Raw genomic sequence first — 23,060 nt, forward strand, 5'->3', positions numbered from 1 at the left:
CGCGGCGACTGGGCCTGGCCAAGGGCGGCCGCGCGAGTCTCGAGGATGCGCAGGCCGCCGCCGCCACCGGGCAGATCGCGCTGAGCCAGGTCTGGGCCGAGCTGCTCGCCGCGCAGGGTCTGAACGCGGCGCAGATGCTGGTGACGCTCGACGATCTCGAGGACCGCCGCCGCTATCTCAACGCCGCCGCGACGCTCAACCGGCTCCTGTCGCTCGGGGTCGTGCCGGTGATCAACGAGAATGACAGCGTCGCGACCGCCGAAATCCGTTTCGGCGACAATGACCGGCTCGCCGCGCGGGTCGCGCAGGCCGCGGGCGCGCAGGGGGTGATCCTGCTCTCCGACGTCGACGGGCTCTATACCGCCAATCCGCATGTCGACCCTTCGGCCACCCATATCGCCGATGTCCCGCGGATCGACACGGTCGCCGCGATGGCGGACGACGGGTCGGGGTCCGGCATGGGATCGGGCGGCATGGCATCGAAGATCGCCGCCGCGCGAATCGCCACGGCGGCAGGCATTCCACTCGTGATCGCCTCGGGCCGGATCGACCATCCGCTCTCCACCCCTGCCCGCCACACGATCTTCAGCGCCGAACGCACCGCGTCCGCGCGGAAAGCCTGGCTGGCGGGGGGGCTGACCGCGAAGGGCACGATCCGTGTCGACGCGGGGGCCGCCGCCGCGCTCGGCCAGGGGCGCAGCCTGCTGGCCGCGGGCGCGACGGGGCTCGACGGGGGCTTCGTGCGTGGCGATCTGGTGACGATCGAGGGGCCGGCCGGAATCGTTGCGCGCGGGCTCGCCGAATATGACGCGGCGGACACCGCGCGTCTGCTCGGCCGCCACAGCGACGATCACGCTGCGATCCTCGGCTATGCGCCGCGCTCGGCGCTCGTCCATCGCAATCATCTGGCGCTCGTATGACTGCCGCGCATACGTCGATCTGGAGCGAGCCGTCATGATCCTGGCCATCACCGGCGGCACCGGGTTCGTCGGCAGCCACCTGATCGACCATGCGCTGGAGACGGGTCACACGATCCGCGCGCTTGCCCGCAAGCCACAGGCCAAGCGCATCGGCGTGACCTGGATCGAAGGCGCGCTCGATCGCCCGAAGAGCCTCGCGACGCTGGTCGAGGGCGCGGACGTGGTCATCCACGTCGCCGGCGTGGTCAATGCCGCCGATCGCGCGGGCTTTGCCGAGGGCAATATCGCGGGCACCCAGGCGATCGTCGACGCGACGCGGTCGGCGGGGATCCGCCGCTTCGTCCAGGTCTCGTCGCTCGCCGCGCGCGCGCCGGCGCTTTCCAACTATGGCTGGTCGAAGGCCGAGGCGGAGACGTGCGTTGCCGCGTCGGGGCTCGACTGGACGATCGTCCGCCCGCCCGCGATCTTCGGCCCGCGCGATCACGACCTGCTCGACGTGTTCAAGGCGGCGCGATCGGGATATGTGCCGATGCCCCCTGCCGGCACGCGCGTCTCGCTGCTCTATGTCGAGGACCTGACCGCACTGCTGCTCGCGCTGGCCGAGATCCCGGTCGCACCGGCGATCATGGAACCCGACGACGGTACGCCCAAGGGCTGGGACAATCGCGACTTCGCGCGCGCGATCGGCGTCGCGGTCGGCAAATCGGTGAGGCCGCTGTCGATGCCGCGTGTCGTCCTGTCGCTGGCGTCGGCCGCCGACCGTCTCGTCCGGCGCGGCAAGGCCAAGCTGACGCGCGACCGGGTCCGCTATTTCTGCCATCCCGACTGGGTCTCGCACACGCCGCCGCCGGCCACGCTCTGGACGCCCTCGGTCCCGACCCCGCAGGCGCTGGCGCAAACCGCGGCGTGGTATCGCGCGGCGGGGCTGCTATAGCGCCGAAAAGCCGCCGCAATTCGCTGTCAGGATTGCGTCGACACCCGGAAGGAAGAGCATGAGCGACCGTCAGCAGATCTACGACACCGTCACCGCGCAGATCGAGCCGTTCAACAAGAAGGGCGTCGCGCTGAGCGATGCGACGACCTTCCAGGGCGATCTCGAATGGGACAGCCTGACCGTCATGGATTTCGTCGCCGCGATCGAGGATGAATTCGACATCATCATCACGATGAACATGCAGGCCGAGATCGAGACCGTCGGCCAGCTGGTCGATGCGGTCGCCAAACTGAAGCAGGACTAACCAAAAATATCCCGTTCGTGGTGAGTAGGGACTGAGCGCGGCGAAGGCCCGTATCGAACCACCTGCCCTTCGATACGCGTCTTCGGCTTCGCTCAGCCGCTACTCAGGACGAACGGAAGTTTTTAAGGCCGAATGACGATGACCGAAGCCGCCACTACCGCCCACGCCCTCCCCCGTCGATCCCCCCGAGGTCGCGCCCGAACGCGATCTGATGAGCAAGTTCGACGGGCTGATCGCCGAACGCGAGGCGCTGGTGAAGTCCGGCGTGCGCAATCCGTTCACGATCGTGATGGACGAGGTCAAGTCGCCGACCCAGGCGGTGATCCGCGGTAAGGACACGATCCTGCTCGGCACCTACAACTATATGGGGATGACGTTCGACCCCGACGTCATCCAGGCGGGCAAGGACGCGCTCGAGAAATTCGGGTCGGGCACCAATGGCAGCCGGATGCTCAACGGCACGTTCCACGATCATATCGACGTCGAGCAGGCACTGCGCGACTTTTACGACATGAGCGGCGCGATCGTGTTCTCGACCGGCTACATGGCCAATCTCGGGATCATCTCGACGCTCGCCGGCAAGGGCGAGTACGTCATCCTCGACGCGGACAGCCATGCGTCGATCTATGACGGCTGCAAGCAGGGCAATGCCGAGATCGTCCGCTTCCGCCACAACGACGTGGCCGATCTGGACAAGCGGCTCGGTCGCCTGCCGAAGGAGGCCGGCAAGCTGGTGGTGCTCGAAGGCGTCTATTCGATGCTCGGCGACATCGCCCCGCTGAAGGAGATGGTTGCGGTCGCCAAGAAGCATGGTTGCATGGTGCTGGTCGACGAGGCGCATTCGATGGGCTTTTTCGGCCCCAATGGCCGCGGCGTGTACGAGGAGATGGGGCTGACCGACCAGGTCGATTTCGTCGTCGGCACCTTCTCGAAATCGGTCGGCACCGTCGGCGGGTTCGTCGTGTCGAACCATCCGAAGTTCGAGATGGTCCGCTTCGCCTGCCGCCCGTACATCTTCACCGCATCGCTTCCCCCCTCGGTCGTCGCGACTGCCGCGACGTCGATCCGCAAGCTCATGACCGCGCATGACAAGCGCGCGCAGCTCTGGAAGAATGCACGGGCGATGCATGCGGGGCTCAAGGCGATGGGCTTCAAGCTCGGCACCGAGACGTCGGATTCGGCGATCATCGCGATCATCCTGACCGACCAGGAACAGGCGATCGCAATCTGGCAGTCGCTGCTCGAGGGCGGGCTGTACGTGAACATGGCGCGCCCGCCGGCGACGCCTGCGGGCACGTTCCTGCTGCGTTGTTCGCTGTGCGCCGAACATACCGACGCGCAGGTCGAGACGATCCTCTCCATGTTCCGCGACGCGGGTCGCGCCGTCGGCGTGATCGGCTAGCAGCCGGCCGCTGTCATTGCGTCGGGAGCAATACGCACGCTATCGTCGCGGGGTGACGCAGGACGAGGCCGACGCGGCAGCCCTTGGAGGCGGTGCGACCTGGCGGACCATCACGCTCATCGTGATGGCGCTGCTGGGCGCCGCCGTGCTGGTCGGGCTCATCGCGACGCTGAGCAGCGCGAACCGCCAGCGCGACAGCGCGTTGCGGCTGCAGGCGCACAGCTATGACGTGATGATCCTCGCTCGCACGCTGTCGAGCACGATCGCCCGGTCCGAAGCGTCGCTCGGCCGCTATGTGATCAGCGGCGACCGGCAACTGGGCCGGCTCTATTTCGAGGAATGGGTCCTGGCCGGGACGCAGCTCAACCGGCTCGAGCGACTGACCTACGACAATGGCGAACAACGCGGCCACATCGCCGAACTGCGCCAGGCCTATGAGGACCGCGGCCGCGAGCTGTCGATGACCGCGCTCAGCACCAATTACGGCAAGAATTCGCAGGCGTTCGCGCGCTATCACCAGGGCCGCAACGCCCCGACGCTCATCGCGATCAACCGGACGCTCGACCGGCTCATCGCGCGCGAGCGGGCGCTGCTCGACAACCGGACGTCGCGGGCGATGGCATCGGTCGAACGCTCGAGCTCGATCGCGGGCGTGCTCGCGGTGTTCGGGATGCTGATCGTGCTCGGCGCGATCGGGCTGGGCTGGTTCACGATCCGCGCGGTCAGCGACCGGGCAGTCGCGCAGGCGGACGCGGACATGGAACGCAGCCGCGCCGAGGAACTGTCCGCCGCGGTCGAACAGGCGACTGCCGAGTTGCGCGTGCAGGACGCCAAGCTGCGCCAGGTCCAGAAGATGGACGCGGTCGGCCGGTTGACCGGGGGTATCGCGCATGATTTCAACAACATGCTCGCCGTCATTCTGGGCGGGCTGGAACTGGCGCTGCGCAACATCGCGCGCGATCCGGCGACCGCGCGGCGGCACATCGAGAGCGCGACCGACGGCGCTACCCGCGCCGCCGCGCTGACCCGCCGGCTGCTCGCGTTCAGCCGCGAGGATTCGCTGAAGCCCGAGACGATGGGGGTCGCAGGGCTGGTCGAGGGCATGTCCGACCTGCTCGACCGGACGCTGGGCGATGCGATCACGCTGCACGTCGTCGACGCCTCCGAGGGCTGGCGCCTCCGCGCGGATCGCGTCCAGCTCGAAAATGCGGTGCTCAACCTTGCGGTCAACGCGCGCGACGCGATGAACGGCCGCGGCACGATGATCGTGACCACCGGCGCGCGGTGCTGGCCGCGGGCGCGATCGGCGACTGCCCGGCCGGCGACTTTGCCACCATCACGGTCGCCGACGATGGCAGCGGCATGTCGCCGGACGTCGCCGAGCGCGTGTTCGAGCCGTTCTTCACCACCAAGGAAACCGGCAAGGGCACCGGGCTTGGCCTCAGCCAGATCTTCGGCCTCGTCCGGCAGCTGGGCGGCGAGATCGCGATCGCCAGCGTGGTCGGCGAAGGGACGACGGTGACACTCTATCTGCCGCGCGACACCAGCGATCCCGCGACCGAGCCGCAACCCGTTCTGCCGTTTGCGGATCTGCCGGAGCCGGTACAGCCCGTCGCGCCGACGGGGCTGAACGTGCTGGTGGTTGAGGATGATCCCCGCGTGCTCGCCGCGACGATCGGTGCGCTCGAGGAGCTTGGCCATCATCCGGTCGCCTGTGACGACCCGACCCATGCGGCGGCGATGCTCGCGCGTCACGGCGCGATCGACCTGATCATTTCCGACGTGCTGATGCCGCGGCAGACGGGGCCCGAGATGATCGCGGCATTGCGGCCGCTGTTCCCCGACATCGCGATCCTGTTCGTCACCGGCTTTGCGGGCGAGGCCGCGACGAGCGAGTTCGGCGAGCATGAGGTGTTGCGCAAACCCTTCACGCTGAGCGGCCTGGAACGCGCGGTCGCGGCGGCGATGGGCACCGACCGCCCTACCCCGCCCCGCCAGATGGCGGCCGAATAGACCGTGACAGGCCCGCCCCGTCCGCCCTATATCCCTGACCCTATATCCCGCGCGAAAAGCTGATATAGACCCGCCCCACGCCTCGCGTTCGAGGCGCTCGCAGAGCCCCCGCTTCATGAAATCCATCGATCGCTACATGGCCCGGCTGATCGCGGTCCCGCTCTTTTCGACGCTGATCATCGCGGCGATGCTGCTCGTGCTCGACCGGATGCGCCGGCTGTTCGATTTCGTCGCGACCGAGGGCGGACCGATCAGCGTCGTCTGGCGGATGCTCGCCAATCTGCTGCCCGAATATCTCGGCCTCGGGATTCCGATCGGGCTGCTGCTCGGCATCCTGCTCGCGTTCCGCAAGCTCGCGACGACGTCGGAACTCGACGTCCTGCGCAGCGTCGGGATGAGCTATACCCGGCTGCTGCGGGTGCCCTATATGTTCGCCATCGTGCTGGCGATCGCGAACCTGCTGATCGTCGGCTATCTCCAGCCGATCGCCCGCTATTATTACGAGGGGCTCCGCTTCGAGCTGCGCACCGGCGCGCTCGGCGCGTCGATCAAGGTCGGTGAATTCACGCATCTGGGCGACCGGATGACGCTGCGGATCGAGCAGAGCCGCGACAAGGGGCGCGAGCTGTCGGGCATCTTCGTCCATGCGCAGACGCCCAAGAACGACTGGATCGGCGTCACCGCGGAGAAGGGACGCTTCCTCGCGACCGACGATCCCAACGTCATCATCTTCCGGCTCGCCAACGGGACGCTGATCCACGAACGACCCGAATTCAAGACGCCGCGCGTGCTGACCTTCAGCAGCCATGACCTGCCGATCAACCTGCCCAAGTTCGAGAGCTTCCGCGTCCGCGGCGGGCGCAACCTCGAATTCACGCTGCCCGAACTCGCGCGTGCGGGGCATGAGGCGGCGACGCCCGAGCTGCGCGATGCGAGCCGGTCCGAATTCCACTTCCGGCTGGCGGAGGTGGCGATGATGTTCCTGCTGCCGATGCTTGCGGTGGCGCTCGGCGTGCCCGCGAAACGATCGACGTCCGGTCTCGGCGTCTTCCTGTCGATCGTGATGATCGTCACCTATCACAAGGTGAACCAATATGCGGCGGACGTCGGCGAGCTTGGCCGGATCGACCCGCTGATCGCGCTCTGGGTGCCGTTCACGGTGTTCGCAGGGCTGATCCTGTGGATGTACTACACCATCGCCTATGTGCCCGGCGGCGAGCCGATCGGTGCGCTCGAGCGCGGCGTCGGCCGGATCGGCAAGGCGATCACCAGCCGGCTGCCCGGGCGCCGCAAAGAGAAGACGGCATGAGCAGGATCACGATCTTTCCGTCGCGCACGGTCGCGGTCTATATGGGCCGGCTGTTCATGACGCGGACGTTCAGCATCCTCGCGGCGCTGGTGCTCGTGCTCCAGGCGCTCGACCTGCTGAGCGAATCGGGCAACATCCTGGCGCAGGCGGGCAACGGCGACGCGCAGGTCTGGCAATATGTCAGCCTGCGCGCACCGCAGATCATCGCCTTCGCGCTGCCCTTCTCGGTCCTGCTCGGCACCATCCTGACGCTGATCACGATGAACCAGAACAGCGAGATCATCGCGCTCAAGGCGTCGGGCCTCTCGGCGCATCAGGTGCTCGCCCCGCTGCTGATCGCCAGCCTGGTTGTCGCGATCGTCAGCTTCAGCTTCAACGACCGCGTCGTGTCGCGCGCCACCGCAACTCTGTCGCAGTGGCAGAAGGTCAATTACGGCGCGATGCCGATCGACCGTGGCGACCGCGCCAATGTCTGGGTGCGCGACGGCGACGACCTGATCCAGGTGAACCAGACGCGCGGCAAGGGCGCGAGCACGCGGCTTGGGGGAGTGACGCTCTATGATCGCGCTGGCGGAAGCCTCGTCTCGATCATCCGCGCCCCCAATGGCAAACGCGTCGCCGGGGGCTGGGAAATCGGCCCCGCGACGCGGTTCGACGTTGCCAGTGGCACGCTGACCACGCTCGGCTCGGTGGTCGTCGGGCGCGATGTCCGGCCCGACCAGTTCACGCTCGCGAGCGTCGACGCCGACAGCCTGTCCTTCGGCGCGCTGAAGGCTGCGATCGGCGACCTGGCCGATGCGGGGCGCCCGACCAAGGCACTCGAGGGATCGCTCTGGCACAAGCTGTCGGGACCGCTGTCTTCGGTGCTGATGCCGCTGCTGGGCGCGGTCGCGGCGTTCGGCATCGCTCGCTCGGGCAAGCTGTTCGTCCGCGCGGTGATCGGCATGGGGCTGGGCTTTGCCTATTTCGTCGCGGACAATTTCGCGCTCGCGATGGGCAATCTCGGCGCTATCCGCCGTTCCTCGCCGCCTGGGCGCCCTTCCTCCTGTTCTTCCTGATCGGCGAGGCGGTGCTGTTCCGGACCGAGGAATAGCCGCTGTACGAACCGCGTGATCGTCGATATCCGCAGCGGCTGACGACGAAGCGCTGAGGGGCGAGCCAATGGCCGGTACGATAACGATCCGCAAGGTCGAGACGAAGCGTGATCGCAAGGTCTTTGTCGACGTGCCCTTCGGCCTCTATCGCGACGATCCGCACTGGGTCCCGCCCCTCAAGACCGAGGCGCTCGGGCTGATCACGCCCGAGAAGAATGGCTGGTTCAGCCATGCCAAGGCGCAACTGTTCCTCGCCGAGGAGAACGGCCGGGTCGTCGGTCGCATCTCCGCGCATATCGACACGCTCGCGCTCACCATGCCCGCCGAACAGGGCTTTGGCCCCGGCGTCGGCCAATGGGGGCTGATGGAGGCGGAAAGCGAGCCGGTGTTCCAGGCTTTGCTCGCCGCGGCCGAGGATTGGTTGCGTGCGCAGGGCATGACGCGGATGCTCGGCCCGATCAGCATGTCGATCTGGGAGGAGCCCGGGCTCCTCGTCGAAGGCTATGATCACGCGCCGACGATCATGATGGGGCATGCGCGTCCCGAATATCGCGACTGGGTCGAGCGGTCGGGCCAGGTCCCCGTCAAGCGGCTGATGACCTATGAGGTCGACGTCACGCGGCAATTCCCGCCGATCGTCCAGCGGATCATCAAGTCGGGCGAGAAGAATCCGCGGATCGTCATCCGCGAGGTCGACAAGTCGCGGTTCGAGGACGAGGCCGCGATCATCCTCGCCATCCTCAACGATGCCTGGTCGAGCAACTGGGGGTTCGTGCCCCTGACGCCCCCCGAGATCAAGGATGTCGGGGTGAAGCTCAAGCCGATCGTCTTCAACGACCTGATCCGGATCGCCGAGGTCGACGGCAAGCCCGTCGCGTTCATGATCACGCTGCCCGACCTGAACGAGGCGATCAAGCCACTGCGCGGGTCGCTCCTGCCGTTCGGCTGGGCCAAGCTGTTGCTGTGGCTGCGCAAACCAAAGGTGAAGACGGTCCGCGTCCCGCTGATGGGCGTCGTCCGGGAGCTGCAGTCGTCACGCATGGCAAGCCAGCTCGCCTTCATGATGATCGAATATATCCGGCGTTCCGCCTCGCAGGATTATGGCGCGACCCGCGCCGAGATCGGCTGGATCCTCGACGACAATCAGGGGATGCGCTCGATCGCCGAGACGATCGAGAGCCGCATGAACAAGGTCTACCAGGTCTACGAAAAGACGCTCTAGCGGCCGTATGACCGGCCTGCGATCAGCCGATCAGCCCGTCGCCCTGTGCCTCACGCGCGAGAATCCGGCCGATCGCGTCGAACAGCGAATCCATCGCGACGGGCTTGAAGATCACATCGTCGGCGCCCGCGGAAAGACAGCGCTGGCGAAGGTCGGGGGCGACGTCCGCGGTCACGACGATGATCGGGACCATGCCCTTGGCGTCGGACCGCGCGCGGATGTGGCGGATCGCGGTGATCCCATCCATGCCCGGCATGCGCAGGTCGACCAGCACCATCTCGAAATCCTGCTCGTCGAGGATTTCGAGGCCACGCTCGGCGCTTTCCGCCTCGACCATCGTCGCGCCGGCCACGTCGAGCATGTCGCCCACCACGCGGCGGTTCATCCGATCGTCCTCGATGAACAATATGTTCAACATATCCTCCGTGACGGGTCGACCGGGAGAGGCGCACTGTCCGTCATTGCTAGGCGTTTACGCATCAAGCCGCCCGCGAGACAAGATCGGGAATTGCGTTGTTTTTAACTACCGGCGACGCGAAGATCGCTTCGACCAGATCCGCACCCGATACCGGCTTCGCAACGATGCGTGTAATGGCAGTCGTGAGCAGTGCCGGATCGTTGAGCCGATCGGCGGGCCACAACAGCGTCGTCGCGGCATCACCCGCCGCCCGCGTCAGCTGCTCCAGCGCCGGCCCCGGATCGCCACCGGCGCGCAACGTCGCATCGTCGATCACGATATTCGCGACGACCGTCTGCGCCAGCAGTATGACAGCCTCGTCGATCGAGGCGGCGGTCAGGACGGTGTCGCAATGCGGTGTCACCAGCGTCCGGAACATGCTGCGCATGATCGGATTACGGTCGATGATCAGCGTCGCCGCGCCGGTTCCCTGATCGGCCCCCAGGTCGCCGAGCGCGATCGCCTCCGCATGGACCAGCGGCAGGCTGAGCGTGAACGTGGCGCCCTGCCCTTCGCGGCTGGTGACCGTGACGTCGCCGTTCATCGCGCGCGCGAGGTTGCGGCAGATCGACAGGCCGAGGCCCGTGCCGCCGAACTGCCGCGTCGTTCCGGCATCCGCCTGGCGGAAGGATTCGAAGATCTCGTCGAGCTTGTTCGCCGGAATGCCGATGCCCGAATCGGATACGTCGAGCCACAGCCGGTCTTCGCCGGTCCGCAACGCTACCGTCACCGCGCCCACGCGAGTGAATTTCAGCGCGTTCGACAACAGGTTGAACACGATCTGCCGCACCCGCGCGGCGTCGCCCATGATCCGGGCGGGGCAGTCGGCCATGTCGAGCGTGAACGACAGCCCCTTCGACCGGGCCTGCTCCTCCCACATCTGCGCAGCATCGGTCACCGTGGCGCACAGATCGAACGGTGCGAACTCGATCGTCAGGTTGCCGGTTTCCATCTTGGCGATGTCGAGAATGTCGTCGACCAGCGCGCGCATCGTCGCCCCCGCGCCGCGCACGATGCCCAGCCGGTCGCGCACATCGGGCGCCAGGCCGGGGTCCGCGAGCATCACCTCGGTCATGCCCAATATCCCGTTCAGCGGCGTGCGGATCTCGTGGCTCGTCGTGGCAAGGAATTCGGTCTTCGCCGCGAGTGCCTTGCCAAGCGCGGCATTGGTGATCGCGAGATCGTCATTCGCCGCCCGGACCTTGTCGCGACTGCGACGGATCGTCACCAGGCCGATCGCGAGCATGCCAATGATGATCGAAACCGCGGCGATCGCGCCGATGAACATCAGCCGCTGTGTCTTCGCCCGATCCTTCTCGTACCGCACGCTGCGCTCGAGGTCGTCGGCGCGCAGCTTCGAAATCTTCAGTTCCTGATTCGCAAAGTCGAATCGTGCCGCCAGCAAAGCCGTGCTCATATTGGTAGCAAGCTTGGTCGCCTGATCATCCAGACGCTTCTGCGCCTCGAGATGGACGAGTGCGTCTGCAGGGCGGTCGAGCGCTTTGTAGATTGCATAAGCTGTCTGGTGCGCTTCCCTAAACGACAAGCTGGTGTTTTCGACATCGACGCCCGCAAAACGTTCCGAAATCAGCGCCAACGCGCGCTGCAGATTGCCCTGCTTTAACGCAACTTTGGCGGCGATCGGCAGGAGCTGAACGCGCCACACCGCAGCTTCTGATTGCAGGGTAAGGCGCTGGCTCGACGCGACGGCCTTCGCTGCCGCAGCGATCTTACCAGCCTTGAGAAGCGTCCTAGCAATATTTCCCTGGATACGGGATTGCAAAAGCGGGCTTTTCATCTGCCCCGCGAGCCGCAGGGCATTGCGGTACTGCGCTGCGGACTGATCGTAACGGCCAAGATCCTGCAGATACGACCCGCTGTTATTATAGATTGAAACTAGCAGACCAGGATCGCCGTCGTAAGTGTCCAGTGCTTGGCCCAGATACTTCAGCGCCGACTCGGCATCATTGCTGTCGCCATAGAGCGCCGCAATCAACATCAGCGCCTTTGCGCGGTTGCGATTATCCGAAAGCGCGCGGAAGATGTTGTGCGCGTTCTGGTAGTCGGCCAGCGACGCGGCGACCTGCCCGCGCGCCGCATGCACCCCGCCCCGCGACAGCAGGACGTTGGCGTGCAGGTTCGAATTGGGGTCGCGCCGCTGAACGATCGCCAGCGACCGCGCGATGAGCAGTTCGGCATGATCCGGGTCGTTGACCCGGATCAATGCCTCACCCTGCAACCACCAGGCGGTGGCGAGCGCGTTCTCCTTCCGGACCGGATCGTTGATGCCTTGGGCGATCGTCTCGGCTGCCTTTGCCTTACGGATTGCCACGGAAGGATCGACCTGCATCGCCGACTTCGCGTCGGCGATCGCGGCGTCGAACCGTACCGCCGATGTCGCGGCGGACACTTTCACGACCGGGGCCGCGGCCGTCAGAAAGGGCGCTGCCAACATCACGCCCACCGCCAGGCTGCAAGCGATCACACGCGATCGGATCGACCTGTGCATTCAGCCGCTCTTCCGAAAGGCCGCCACCCGCGTGAAAGGCGACCGCACATCCTGCGCGATTGCGAGGTGACGTTCCTCCGCCAGGAACGGGAGCAGCGCATCGAGCCCGATCGGGCGGCTGATCAGGAATCCCTGCACCATGTCGCACCCCATGACCGACAGCAATGCCATTGCTGCCGGGGTTTCAACCCCTTCTGCCACAACTTCCATCTCGAGCGCATGCGCCAGATCGATGGTCGACCGGACGATCAGCGGGTCGCGGTTCGAGCTGGTGAGCTGCGTCACGAAGAGCTTGTCGATCTTGAGCTCGCGCGCGGGCAGCTGTTTGAGATAGGCGAGCGAGGACAGGCCGGCACCATAATCGTCGATTGCGATGACGATGCCGATGTCCGCGAAGATCTGCAGGTTTCTGATCGCACTTTCCGGATCGCGGATTACCGACGTCTCGGTGATCTCGAAACCGAGACGCGCGCCGCTCGACGTGATCATCTCGCAGGCCTGCCGCACAAAACGCGCATCGGCGAGCAAGACGCCGGCGATATTGATGAAGATCGGCAGTTCATGACCATGCGCCGCCAGGATCCGCTGGTCGCCGATCACCTGCTCGATCGTCCATAGCGTGAGCGCAACGATGTCGCGGCTCTCCTCCGCGATCGGGATGAAATCGCTCGGCAGGACAAGGCCGCGCTGCGGATGGCGCCAGCGGACCAGTGCCTCGACACTGACGATCTCCTGCCGACGCAGATGGACCTTGGGTTGATATTGGAGGAACAGCTGGTCGCCGCCGATCGCCTTGTGCAACTCGCGCGCCAGCATCAGCCGGTCGAGCGACGCGCTGGCCGCCGATACGTCGCGCGCGATCGGTCCGCGCTCGACCCGAGCATCGGCAAGCGCGAGCTCGGCTTCCTCGACCAGGCGAACCTCGTCGTGCTGTGGCGCACGGACCGACGCGCCGCCCAGCGTCAGGTCGACATGATAGAGCTCGCCATCGATGTCGAACGGCGTGGTGAAGGCGTGCGCGATCTGGTCGAGCGCCAGATCGAGATCGCTCTGCTGATCCCCCAGCAGCGCGATGTCGATCAGGTCGCGGGCGGCGATTTCGGTGCGCGACTGTGGCAGCAAGGCTGCGATCCGGATCGCGATGTCGCCGACCAACGTGTCTGCACGGCCCCGCCCGACATGCCGGCGAAGCATCGCGAAATTCGCCACTTCTGCCAGGATGACGAACTGCCAGCCATGATAGGCGACCGGAAGGCAAGGCACAGTCACGTGCTCCGGGACGTCAGTCATAGGACCGCCCCGTCGACGCATACCCGCACTCACGCACGTCGCAACGGCAGTCGGAAGGAAGATGCGACCGGTCATTCATCTCCGAAACGCTAGCTGCCGATACTGAAGATAGCGTTAAGCCTCCCATTACGACACGTAAACATGGTTAACGATCAATAAACCATGTTGTGTTTCAATTAACGCCTGATTAACTTTCTCAAGCGTCCGAAACGGCGTGAATAAGGGAGAAAAAAGTGCTGAAGTTCATTCTTTCGCTCGTCTATGGCGACTCGATGCGCCCCTGGTAAACAGGTGCCGGCCCGGTGTTTTTGGAAAGATCCGCGGTTTCGTGGTTCGGCTTCCTCGGCACCGGGCCAATTTAACGACGTTCAACTATAGTAGTTTAAGATCCAGCCCGGCCTGCCCCCCCGGCCCGCCGCGAACGGCATTGCCCCGTGCGCTGACCGCCACGTGGCACAGGCGTAGAGCCGCCCTGCAAGACCGTATCGGGTCATGCATCAGCGACAGCCGTCATTCCTGTCATCAGTCCGAACGGACCACCACGTCGCCGGCGGAAAGCCCGGGCACCCGGCATCGTCTCACGAACGGCTCAGGCCTTCGCGCAACATCGCCGCGCCCGCACACGCGACGTCAATGGACGCGCGAGCCTGACCGCAAGCGGAAATCACCGATCAAGCGAGATCCCGTGGCGGGCGTGATTCGCGCCGCCACGGGATGATGCGATCAATAGTCCTTGGAGTATTTCACGCTGGCGTTGGTCCCGCCCTGCGCGCCAGCCGACGAGAGCAGGCTGAGCGCCTTGGTCAGGGCAATCTCGAGCTGGGTCGAGGTGAAGCCCTTCGCGTCGGTCACGATCTCCACATAGATGTTGTCGGTCAGGTACTTGCCTGCCGCAAGGCTAGTGCCACGCCCGCTGGCCTCGTCGGCGCCAAGGACGCGCAGACGATCGAAGCCGGTCGCCGAGCGCAGCTTGCCGAGCGGGTTCAGCCCGCCACCCGATCCGCGCAGCGAATTGAGCGCAGACGCCAGCTGGATCGCCTCGGTCGCCGAGAGATTCTCGGGGTTGGTCCCGAACAACAGCCTGCTCAGCACCTCGTCCTGTGGCAGCGCCGGGGTCGAGGTGAAGGCGATCTGCGGCCGCTGGCCGGTGCCCGTGACGTTGATGACGACGGTGATGTTGTTCGTGGTCGTCGTCGCCTGGATGTTGATGTCCGGATCAGTCAGCGCCCCGCCACGGAAGCGGATCGTGCCGCGATTGACCTCGAACCGCTTGCCCGCGAACGAATAGGTACCGCGGACGATGTCGAGCCCACCGGTGACGACCGGCGCGGTCGACGTGCCGGTGATCCGCATGTCCATCTCCCATTCCGATTCGAGACCCATGCCGGACACGAACAGTTGGTTCGGCGCCCGCACCCGGAGGTCGAGCTTGATCAGGCTCGGCGGCGCGGGCCGCGCCGGACGATCGGTCGGCAGGGCCGGCCGGATCTCGCTCTTGCGACGGATACCGGACAGCTCGGCGACTTCCGCCTGACCCTGGCGGATGATCTCGTAGCGCGCCTCCGGGATCTGCAGGTCACCCTTGAGCAGTCCGCCATCGCGGCCATAGGTGAACCGCACCGACCCGGTCGTCGTCGCACTGAGCGCGTCGCTCTTGGCAAGCTGTGCATTGTCGAGGGTCGCGCGCAGATCGATCGGGAAGCCGCTGTCCGCGGCAAGCCCGACGCTGCCCTGGGCCTGTACACTGCCATTGCCGGCACGGGCCCGCAGCTGCGTCAGTTCAAGCCGGTCGTTATTGAACCGTGCGTTGATCGCCATCTGCGACAGCCGCGTCCCGTAGACCTCATTGTCATAGGTCAGCGAATCGGCCCGCACGATGCCGTTCAGACGCGGCGCCTGGACACGCCCGGAGAAGTCCGCCGCGATCGCGATCGGCCCGGACAGCTGCTGATTGGGCAGCGCGGCCAGGCTGAACAGCACTGCCGATGGCCCGTTATACCGGATGCCACCCGACAGCGGTGCCGCCATCAGTCGTTCGGACCAGGACGCGCCAGCGCCCAGCGGCCGGAGATTGGCGACCATGCGCCCCACCACCGTCGTCCCGCGCCGGACCAGCGCGCGGCCGGTCCCGCCATCGGCATTGAGCGTGCCGGCGAACACGATGTCGACCGCATCGGACACCGCCGCGATCCCCGTGCGGGTGAAGTTGCTCACCGTCGCACGGACGTTCGCCGTCGGCACCGCAGTGCTGTTGGCCTGGGCGAAGTCGAGGCTGCCCGTCGCGGTGCCGCCGATCCCGAGGTTCGGCATCAGCGCGCTCAGCACCGACAGGTCGAGCTTGTCGAGCCGCGCTTGTGCGTTCAACCCGCGGCCATAGCTGCCGGCAAGACGCGCTGCGCCGGCCGCGGTCCCCTGACCAAAGTCGATCCGGGTCGGCGAAAGGCGATAGACGCCCTGCGTCGCCTGGATCCGCGCGGGATTGGCAGTGCGGAAGTCGATTCCGTTCGCCTGGCCCTTGAGCGCAACGAGATAGTTCTCGGGGCTCAGCTTCGCATTCATCGCGAGGCGGAATGGTACGCCGCTCGACCCCGTCGCCAGTGCCTGGGCGGTGCCCTTGCCACCGACGTAATTCACCTTTGCGCGCGCGGCGGACAACACGACCTCGCCGTAGCGCATGTCGGCGATCTGGACGTCGGCGATCACTTCGGGCGCCTTGGGATACAGCACGGCGCTGGCATCGACGATCGCGCGGCCGATCGTGAAATCGACCATGCCCGGAATCTTTGCGCCATAGGCCCGCGCGGCGACATCGGCGCGCTGATACCCGCCCTGGTTCGCGAGACGGACATTGCCCGTCAGTCCCTGCCCCGCGAACTGCAGCGCACCGGCGAACGGCCCCGCCGCACTCTGCACGATCCGGCCGCGTGCAACGATGCCCGCGAAGACCGCACGGCGCACGTCGACCGCAAGCTGGGTGCCCGGCGTTACGAGCACATCGGCGGTGAAGGGGCCGTAATCGGTGCCGCCGCTCGCGACGACGGCATAGGCGCCGTTGCGCCCGACGACCCGCGCCTGGAGATTGACCAGCCCGACGCCGACGCCCGGCCGCGGTGCACGCAGGACGACGACCGGCGCGGTCGCGCTGCCCGTGACCCGCGCCGACAGCGGCCCGTAGACGGTCGAATAGGCATCGGCGTTGACGAGCACCGCGCCGGTGGCCGGATCGAACCGCCCCTCGCCGCGCGTCACGCGGAATTGCGGGGCGTTCATGCGGAGGTTGCGGAAGGTCACGATCCCCTCGGGACTGTACCCGATATCCGACCGGACGATCGCGTTGCCGCCGAGGAAGCTACGCGCGCCCTCGTTGAAGATCTGTGCGGTCTGCGCGACGACGCGACCGGTGATGCCGAACCCGCCATTGGGGCCCGGCACTAGCTTCGCATCAGCGTCAGGTTGACGATGCCGATCCCGTCGACGCGGTAGTTGTTGACCCGCCCCTTGAGCGCGCCGGTGTAGCGTCCGGTCGACATGTTCGCGACGACGACCGCGGTCGCGTCGATCTTGTCCGAACGGATCTTGAGATTGTCCGACAGGACGTTGACGCCGGAGATCGCGAAGTCCCCGTCGATCGCGACGTTGGTCGCAAGACCGCCAACCGCCGCATTGAGCCCGGTCACGCGACGCGCGCGGGCCTTGATCGGCAGGAGGATGCGGTCGGCATTCACGCGCGCAAGACCCTCGGCATAGAGGTTCTCGACACCCATTTCGCCAAAGGCGATCGTTGCCGCCCGGACCTTGTAGTCGACCGTCGGAGTCGCGAACGCCCCGTCGAGGACGACGCGCGCGGTGACATCGCGACCGCGCAGATTGGGCAGGATCGCCCCCGGGGTCAGAAGCTTGGCATTGACCGCGAAATTGGCGAACCGGCTGTTGGCGAGATCGATCAGGCCGCCGGCATCGACCGCGAGCGCGTCCGACTTCAGCGTCATGCGCGTGTCGGCCTTGCGGTCGTTCAGCGTCGTGTCGATCGACACGTCGAGCTGTGGCGCGGTCAGGCGCTCGACCGGTCCTTCGAGATAGAGGCCGGGGCGGGTCGCGCCGCGCACCTCGATATGACCGTTCTTCGCGGTCAGGTCGAGATTGGCGAGCTCGCCGCCGCCCAGCGTCGCGACCGCACGGCCGCGCCAGGCGGCCCAGCTTCCGCGTCCATCCACCGTTGCGGTCAGCGGTGCCTTGAGCGACCCCATCGTCGCGACCACGCCGTCAACGGGCGCGGTCAGCTTGACGTTGACGTCGAGCTTGTTCTGTTCGGGCACCGCATCGAGCTTGAGAATGAGGCTGTCACCGCCGGCAATGCCGGGGCCGGTCAGCGCGGCAGCGTTGGTCGTCAGCTGTGCACGCTTGTCGGCGATATGGACCGCACCGTCGATCTTGAGGATATGCGTCTGGCCCGTCACCGGCTTGCCGATCACGAACCGGTCGATCACCAGCCGGTTCACGTCGATATCGAGATCGGGCAGCAGCGGCGCGTTGGGATCGGTCGGGGTCGCCTTGAGCACCGGACGCCGTTGCAGCGTGACGAGCGGCGTGGTCAGCGACCGGACGTCGACATGGTTGCTGGCAAAGGCGAACGGGCGCCAGTCGACGCGCAGCTTCGGGCTGGTGAGGAACACGCCGGTCGGGTCCGACACGCGGACGTCGCTGAGCGTCATCGCGCCGTAGATGGATCCGTCGATCCGGCCGACCTTGATGTTGAGACCGGACGCGGTCGTATAGCCACCGATCTGATCCGCGACGAGGCGGCGACCGGGATCGGTGTTGATCCCGAACAGCACGATCAGCACAAGTGCGATCAGCGCCACGATCAGGATCACGATCCCCTTGAGGATCCGCTGCCACAGCGGCCGTCGGGCGACGACGTTGTCGTCAGCCTGATAGATAGGTCCCTGGTCGGCAGGGGGTGCGCCGTTTTCGGCCATCAGAATGCCTGCCCGATCGAGATGTAGAGCGCGACCTTGCCGTCGCCCTCGCGTGGGTTCAGCGGCGTCGCGACGTCGATGCGCATCGGACCGAAGCTGGTGTAGAAGCGACCGCCGATACCCGCGCCGTAGCGCAGGCTCGACAGGTTCGGCGTGCTGCTCTCATAGCTGTTGCCCGCGTCGATGAACGGCACGATGCCGAAATCACCGAACCGGTAGCGCGCCTCGAGCGCGAACTCGTTGAGCGAGCGGCCACCAACCGGATCGCCATTGGGATCAAACGGTCCGAGGCGTTGATAGCCATAGCCGCGGACCGATCCGCCGCCGCCGCCATAATAGCGCCGCGAGGGTGCCAGATCGTCGCGCGCGACGCCCTGGATCGTTCCCGCCTTGGCGCGGCCGGCGATCACGATGCTGCTCGACACGGGATAGTAGAAGGTCCCCTCGACCATCGCGCGGACATAGGGTTTGACCGAGCCCTGCACCGATGTTTCGGGGCTGGCGTTCAAACGCAGGCGGAAGCCCTTGGTCGGGTTCAGCAGGCTGTCGGAGCGGTCGAACAACAGCTGCCCGGGCAGCGCGACGATGCCGTAGGTGCGCCGGACGTTTCGCCCCTGCGCGAAGTCATAGACGCTCTCGTTCGTGCCGACGAGCTCGCCGCCGTAGTAATAGGTGATCGGCTTCTGCCAGATCGGCGTCGAATCATAGCTCCAGCGGATGCCGACGCTCGTCGTGAACGCCTCATAGGCGTCGTAGTTCGAATGATTGGCCCCCGCCGTCAGGCTGAAGGTGCGGTCGCGACGCCCGGCATTAGCGCGCCGGAACGTGCCCGCAAGCCCCTGTTCCTGCGTCCCCGCGATCACCGACGCGAGCAGGCCACCCTCATAGGGGAAGAGGTTGCGATGCTGCCAGGTCCCCTCGGCGCGGAAGCCCTGCCCAGTCGAGAAGCCGACATTGCCGCCCAGCGTGCGCGCCGGGCCCTTTTCCTGCCGGACCAGCAGGTCGACCTGCTCGGTGCCGTCGGGGTTGGTCCTGCCGGTGCGCTGCGGAACCACCGAGACGCTCTGGAACAGGCTCGTCGCGACCAGCGCGTCGCGCAGATCGTCGGTCATCCGGTTGTCGTAGAGCTGCCCCGCCTCGAACCGCGGAAAGACGTTCAGATGCTCGATGTCGAACACTGCGTCGCCTTCGGTGCGCAACTGCCCGAACGAGGCGCGCGGCCCCGTATCAACGGGCAGCGTATAGGCACCGGTCGGGACCTGCGCCTCGTCGTCGAGCAGGATGTCGCGCTCGCCGACCTTGACGAAGGGATAGCCCATCTGCGGCAGCATTAGCGAGACATTGGCCTCCGCCCCCTGGATCCGGTCCGCCTGGATCGGATCGCCGACCTTCAGCGGCAACTGGCTCCGCACCAGATCCGGCGGAATGGTCTGCGCGGTCTTCACGTCGATCGAGCCGAGCGTGTAGAGCCGCCCCGGCTGCGCGCTGACGATCGCCTTCAGCCGGCCGGGCTTTTCGGGAACCGCCTCGATCGTGGAAATCGCGGTCGCGTCATAATAGCCGAGCGACTTCAGAAGCCGGACGACCAGCGCCTCGTCTTCCTTCGCGCGCGCCGAAACCTGCGTCGTGTTCGCCGCCTTGCCGCCGCCCTTCAGCGCGGACAGCGCCTTGTAGCGCGCCTCGAGCCCGTCGCCCGCATCGGCCAGACCCTTGATCTCCGCATCATAGCGGATCTCGGGCGCATCCTTGTCCTTGATGTCCGCAGCAGTCGCCAGCGGTGCCGTGTCGTAGCTCGCGAGTGCGGGAAGCGGCACGACCAGCTGGGGATCTTCGGGACCGATGGGGGGCAATACGGCGCCCGTCGCGGTTGTCGCGGAGGTCACATCCGTCGCGGGGGTCACGGGCGCGGTCTCGCTTGCCATCGGTTCGAGCGGTGCGTTGATGTCGTTCGAAAGCGGCGGCAGCGCCTGGTTGAATTCCGCGTCGGGAACGATCGGGGCGTTGCCCTTCGGATCGGCGACGCCGGTGTCGGCTCGCTGCTCGGCGGTGGGTGCGTCGGGTCCCTTCGCTGGCGCGGTACCGGGCTTTGCCAGCTGGGCTTCGCCGGGAGCAGCCACAGTCGCCGCCAGAGCAATCGCGAGCCAATAGTGCCGTCTTGTCGAACTCGTCACAGGAAACACGATCCCCTTTCGAAGGGCGACCGCGTTCGATTCATCCCCGTTAATCCCTCGCAACGCACGAAACTTGGGTTGGTTTCCGTCATCCGGCGATTCACACGCAGCCGATCATGCCGGCCACCGGAAGGACGATGGTGTCGCGGCCCGGCCGCTCGAGCCGTAGCGTCGCATTGGGCACCATCGCGCCTGACGCCAGATCCTCGCGCGTGACGATCGTCATGTCGAGCGCGACGGTCAGATCGCCACCGCGATAGGTCGTGACCCCGGCAAAGCCGTAGCCACCCGGCCCGGCCTCGTCGACGCGCGCATAATCGACCGGCTTGCCGTCGACCGCGAGACGCAACCGCGCCGAGTCGGCGGTCGCCATCGCCACCAGCGCTCGGTCGCCCGTCGACCAGAGATACGCCGCGCATCCCCGTGCGGGCATCGACTGCTTGCCGATCGGACCGAGCGTCGCGGGAGCCTTGGTGGTGTCGCCGGGCACCGTCTTGGCGGGCGTGGCGGCCTGCACGGCCGCGGCGATAAGCAATAGCATCATCCGCTCGACGCTATCATGAAGAGCCAGGCCGGATAAGCCGCGATCGCCAGCAATGCGCCGAACGGCATCGCGGTCTGCCCGGTCACGGGTTTGCCGCCGACACGCATCGTGAGCACCGCGCCCAGCCCGACCATGCTGGCGATCAGCAACACGGCGGGCAGCATCTGCCAGCCGAGCCACAGCCCGATCGCACCGAACAGCTTGGGATCGCCGCCGCCCATCCCGTCATGCCCACGGATCCGACGATAGCCTGCCGCGATCGCCCAGAGCAGGCCGAACCCCGCGACCCCGCCGATCAGCCGGTCGGCTCCTCCTGGCGCCAGTCCGGTGACGCCGCCCGCCGCGCCGCCGAGCGCCAGCAAGAGGGTCAGACGGTCGGGCAACCAGAAGGCGACGAGATCGAGCGCGGCGAGTGCCAGCAACAGCCAGCCAAAGGCGGCGCCCCACAGGGCGACGGCCCCCGGCACGACCAGTCCCGCGGCGACGCCGATCGCCAGGCCGCAGGTCTCGATTCGCCAGTGCAGCGGGTCGATCCGCGCGCCGCAACTTCGACACCGCCCCCGCAGCAGCAGCGCACTGACCAGCGGGACGAGATCGATCACGGTCAGCGTCCGCCCGCATGCGTCGCACGCCGACCGCCCGCGAACGACCGACCGGTCCTGCGGCCAGCGAATCACCAGCGCAGCGATGAAGCTGCCGACGATCGCACCGAGCACGCCCAGCGCCGCCGCGGCGATCATCGGGCTCGGCACGGGCATGGCGTCGATCATCCGCCGCGCGTGCCGGGCACGTCCCGCGCCGTCAAGCCGATCCCGGCCAACGTTACCGCCGTCAGAGATCCAGCGTGTAATATCGGCTGAACCGCGAGGGCGGATAAGACCCGAACCGCTTACAGCGGACAAAGCCGGCGCGCTCGTACAGCGCGCGCGCTGCGGCATAGGCGGCGTTGCTCCCGGTCTCGAGGCTGATCCGGGTCGCGCCCATGTCTCTGGCATGGCGGATCGCATGCTCCAGCAGCGCCGCGCCGACGCCGCGGCGTACATGGTCGGGATGCGTCCGCATCGATTTCAGCTCGCAATGCCCCGCGTCGAGCCGCTTCATCGCGACGATCCCGAGCAGCGTCGACTCGCCCCCCGCCCCGTCCCAGGCCGACCACACCACCACCGACGGATCGCGCAGGCCGGCGAGGTCGAGGGCAAAGACACAGCCCGGCGGCGAATTGGCATGCGCGGCGCGCTGGTGCAGCGCGACCAGATCGACGACCGCGTCGCGCGTCAGATCGTCGCGCTCTATCCGCATGACGCGATCCGGATGCGACGGCGCGTCATCGCTCAGGGCAGCGCTTCGTCCGCGTCGACTCCCCACAGCGCGTCGACGCGCACGAAACCGGCCTGTCCCTTGATGTCCATCTTGCACCACCCATTGCCGCACTGGCTCAGCCGACCGACGACGCCGGGGGCCGCGCGCCATTGCAGGCGTCCGCTTTCGCTCGGGCGGTCGAGGATCGCGATCGGGGTGGTGCCGCGTACGATCGCGGTGCGCGTGCTGCTCATCAGATTGGCCTGCATCCAGCCTTCGGTGCCGTCCGGATCGGCGATCTTGCGCCATTCCTTGTGGATCGCGATCACGCGCACGGGCAGGTCGCACGCTGATACAGCCAGCTGGCGGGATAGGCGCGTGCCGGGCCGGTCCGCAACCGCGCGCGCCCCGCCGAGATCGAGGCATAATAAGGGAGTTTGCGCACCGGATCCGCGGCGGCGGCAGGCTCGGTGCCCAGCGCCGCCGTGACGAGGGCGGCGAGCCCGAAGGCGAGAATGCGCATGCTGATGTCCTGTTGCCGACGCGGTTCGTGTCCGGCCAAGCTCTATCGCCACCGCGGCGGCGGTTTCAACTGCTAAGCGTGCGCGCCGCC

The 23,060-nt window shown here is 66.8% G+C and carries 16 protein-coding genes and 3 pseudogenes; 9 read left to right on the forward strand and 10 right to left on the reverse strand.

All coding sequences use genetic code 11. The annotated features are described in order from the left end of the window. The 9 genes and pseudogenes from proB to NI18_RS01620 form a co-directional block, all read left to right on the forward strand. The coding region (gene proB / locus NI18_RS01585) for a glutamate 5-kinase (protein WP_037527620.1) at positions 1 to 920 on the forward strand (920 nt) is incomplete at its 5' end. A gap of 34 nt (positions 921 to 954) precedes the next feature. Beyond that, positions 955 to 1,854 carry an NAD(P)H-binding protein gene (locus tag NI18_RS01590; RefSeq protein ID WP_037527652.1) on the forward strand — a complete coding sequence of 300 codons (900 nt, stop codon included), beginning with the start codon at positions 955 to 957 and terminating at the stop codon, positions 1,852 to 1,854. A 58-nt stretch (positions 1,855 to 1,912) separates the two neighbouring features. Further along, complete coding sequence (locus tag NI18_RS01595; RefSeq protein WP_037527622.1) at positions 1,913 to 2,158, forward strand: acyl carrier protein; 246 nt, start codon at positions 1,913 to 1,915, stop codon at positions 2,156 to 2,158. A gap of 211 nt (positions 2,159 to 2,369) precedes the next feature. Next, positions 2,370 to 3,560, forward strand: coding sequence for an aminotransferase class I/II-fold pyridoxal phosphate-dependent enzyme (locus NI18_RS01600; RefSeq protein WP_037527624.1), 1,191 nt, complete (start codon positions 2,370 to 2,372; stop codon positions 3,558 to 3,560). 232 nt (positions 3,561 to 3,792) lie between these two features. Then, positions 3,793 to 4,560, forward strand: a pseudogene (locus NI18_RS27715) (CHASE3 domain-containing protein); the annotation flags it as partial. A 362-nt stretch (positions 4,561 to 4,922) separates the two neighbouring features. Continuing rightward, positions 4,923 to 5,573 carry a response regulator gene (locus NI18_RS27720; RefSeq protein ID WP_347574782.1) on the forward strand — a complete coding sequence of 217 codons (651 nt, stop codon included), beginning with the start codon at positions 4,923 to 4,925 and terminating at the stop codon, positions 5,571 to 5,573. 115 nt (positions 5,574 to 5,688) lie between these two features. Further along, positions 5,689 to 6,882, forward strand: a complete 1,194-nt coding sequence (gene lptF, locus NI18_RS01610; protein WP_031394134.1) for an LPS export ABC transporter permease LptF — start codon at positions 5,689 to 5,691, stop codon at positions 6,880 to 6,882. Beyond that, positions 6,879 to 7,975: pseudogene (gene lptG / locus NI18_RS01615) on the forward strand (LPS export ABC transporter permease LptG). Before lptF ends, lptG begins: the two are co-directional and overlap by 4 nt. Positions 7,976 to 8,043: 68 nt before the next feature. Beyond that, the gene (locus NI18_RS01620; RefSeq protein WP_037527626.1) at positions 8,044 to 9,198 is read left to right on the forward strand and encodes a GNAT family N-acetyltransferase; all 1,155 of its coding nucleotides are present in this window, start codon (positions 8,044 to 8,046) and stop codon (positions 9,196 to 9,198) included. Between the two features lie 22 nt (positions 9,199 to 9,220). On the opposite strand, the gene NI18_RS01625 is transcribed toward NI18_RS01620, so the two are convergent. From NI18_RS01625 to NI18_RS26220, 10 genes and pseudogenes are all read right to left on the reverse strand, one after another. Next, complete coding sequence (locus NI18_RS01625; RefSeq protein ID WP_031394137.1) at positions 9,221 to 9,613, reverse strand: response regulator; 393 nt, start codon at positions 9,611 to 9,613, stop codon at positions 9,221 to 9,223. Positions 9,614 to 9,677: 64 nt separating this feature from the next. Further along, on the reverse strand, positions 9,678 to 12,110 hold the full coding sequence (locus NI18_RS01630; RefSeq protein ID WP_192008253.1) for an ATP-binding protein: 2,433 nt from the start codon (positions 12,108 to 12,110) through the stop codon (positions 9,678 to 9,680). Positions 12,111 to 12,164: 54 nt separating this feature from the next. Next, on the reverse strand, positions 12,165 to 13,454 hold the full coding sequence (locus NI18_RS01635; RefSeq protein WP_084214944.1) for an EAL domain-containing protein: 1,290 nt from the start codon (positions 13,452 to 13,454) through the stop codon (positions 12,165 to 12,167). Positions 13,455 to 14,177: 723 nt separating this feature from the next. Beyond that, positions 14,178 to 18,433, reverse strand: a pseudogene (locus NI18_RS01640) (translocation/assembly module TamB domain-containing protein). Next, positions 18,433 to 20,550 (reverse strand): BamA/TamA family outer membrane protein, encoded by a 2,118-nt coding sequence (locus NI18_RS01645; RefSeq protein WP_306286166.1) that lies wholly within the window; start codon positions 20,548 to 20,550, stop codon positions 18,433 to 18,435. The pseudogene NI18_RS01640 and the gene NI18_RS01645 overlap by 1 nt, the downstream one beginning before the upstream one ends. A 154-nt stretch (positions 20,551 to 20,704) precedes the next feature. Continuing rightward, positions 20,705 to 21,145 (reverse strand): hypothetical protein, encoded by a 441-nt coding sequence (locus NI18_RS01650; protein ID WP_306286167.1) that lies wholly within the window; start codon positions 21,143 to 21,145, stop codon positions 20,705 to 20,707. Continuing rightward, a complete protein-coding gene (locus NI18_RS01655; RefSeq protein WP_249403288.1) occupies positions 21,145 to 21,918 on the reverse strand; it encodes an A24 family peptidase in 774 nt (257 codons plus the stop codon). The genes NI18_RS01650 and NI18_RS01655 overlap by 1 nt, the downstream gene beginning before the upstream one ends. Positions 21,919 to 21,979: 61 nt before the next feature. Beyond that, the gene (locus NI18_RS01660) at positions 21,980 to 22,447 is read right to left on the reverse strand and encodes a GNAT family N-acetyltransferase (protein WP_037527636.1); all 468 of its coding nucleotides are present in this window, start codon (positions 22,445 to 22,447) and stop codon (positions 21,980 to 21,982) included. Between the two features lie 32 nt (positions 22,448 to 22,479). Then, complete coding sequence (locus tag NI18_RS26215) at positions 22,480 to 22,776, reverse strand: SH3 domain-containing protein (RefSeq protein ID WP_306286168.1); 297 nt, start codon at positions 22,774 to 22,776, stop codon at positions 22,480 to 22,482. After that, complete coding sequence (locus tag NI18_RS26220) at positions 22,773 to 22,970, reverse strand: hypothetical protein (protein WP_306286169.1); 198 nt, start codon at positions 22,968 to 22,970, stop codon at positions 22,773 to 22,775. The genes NI18_RS26215 and NI18_RS26220 overlap by 4 nt, the downstream gene beginning before the upstream one ends. Positions 22,971 to 23,060 lie beyond the last annotated feature (90 nt).

The sequence above is a fragment of the Sphingomonas sp. Ant20 genome (genome assembly GCF_000783375.1).
GTDB lineage: Bacteria > Pseudomonadota > Alphaproteobacteria > Sphingomonadales > Sphingomonadaceae > Sphingomonas > Sphingomonas aerolata.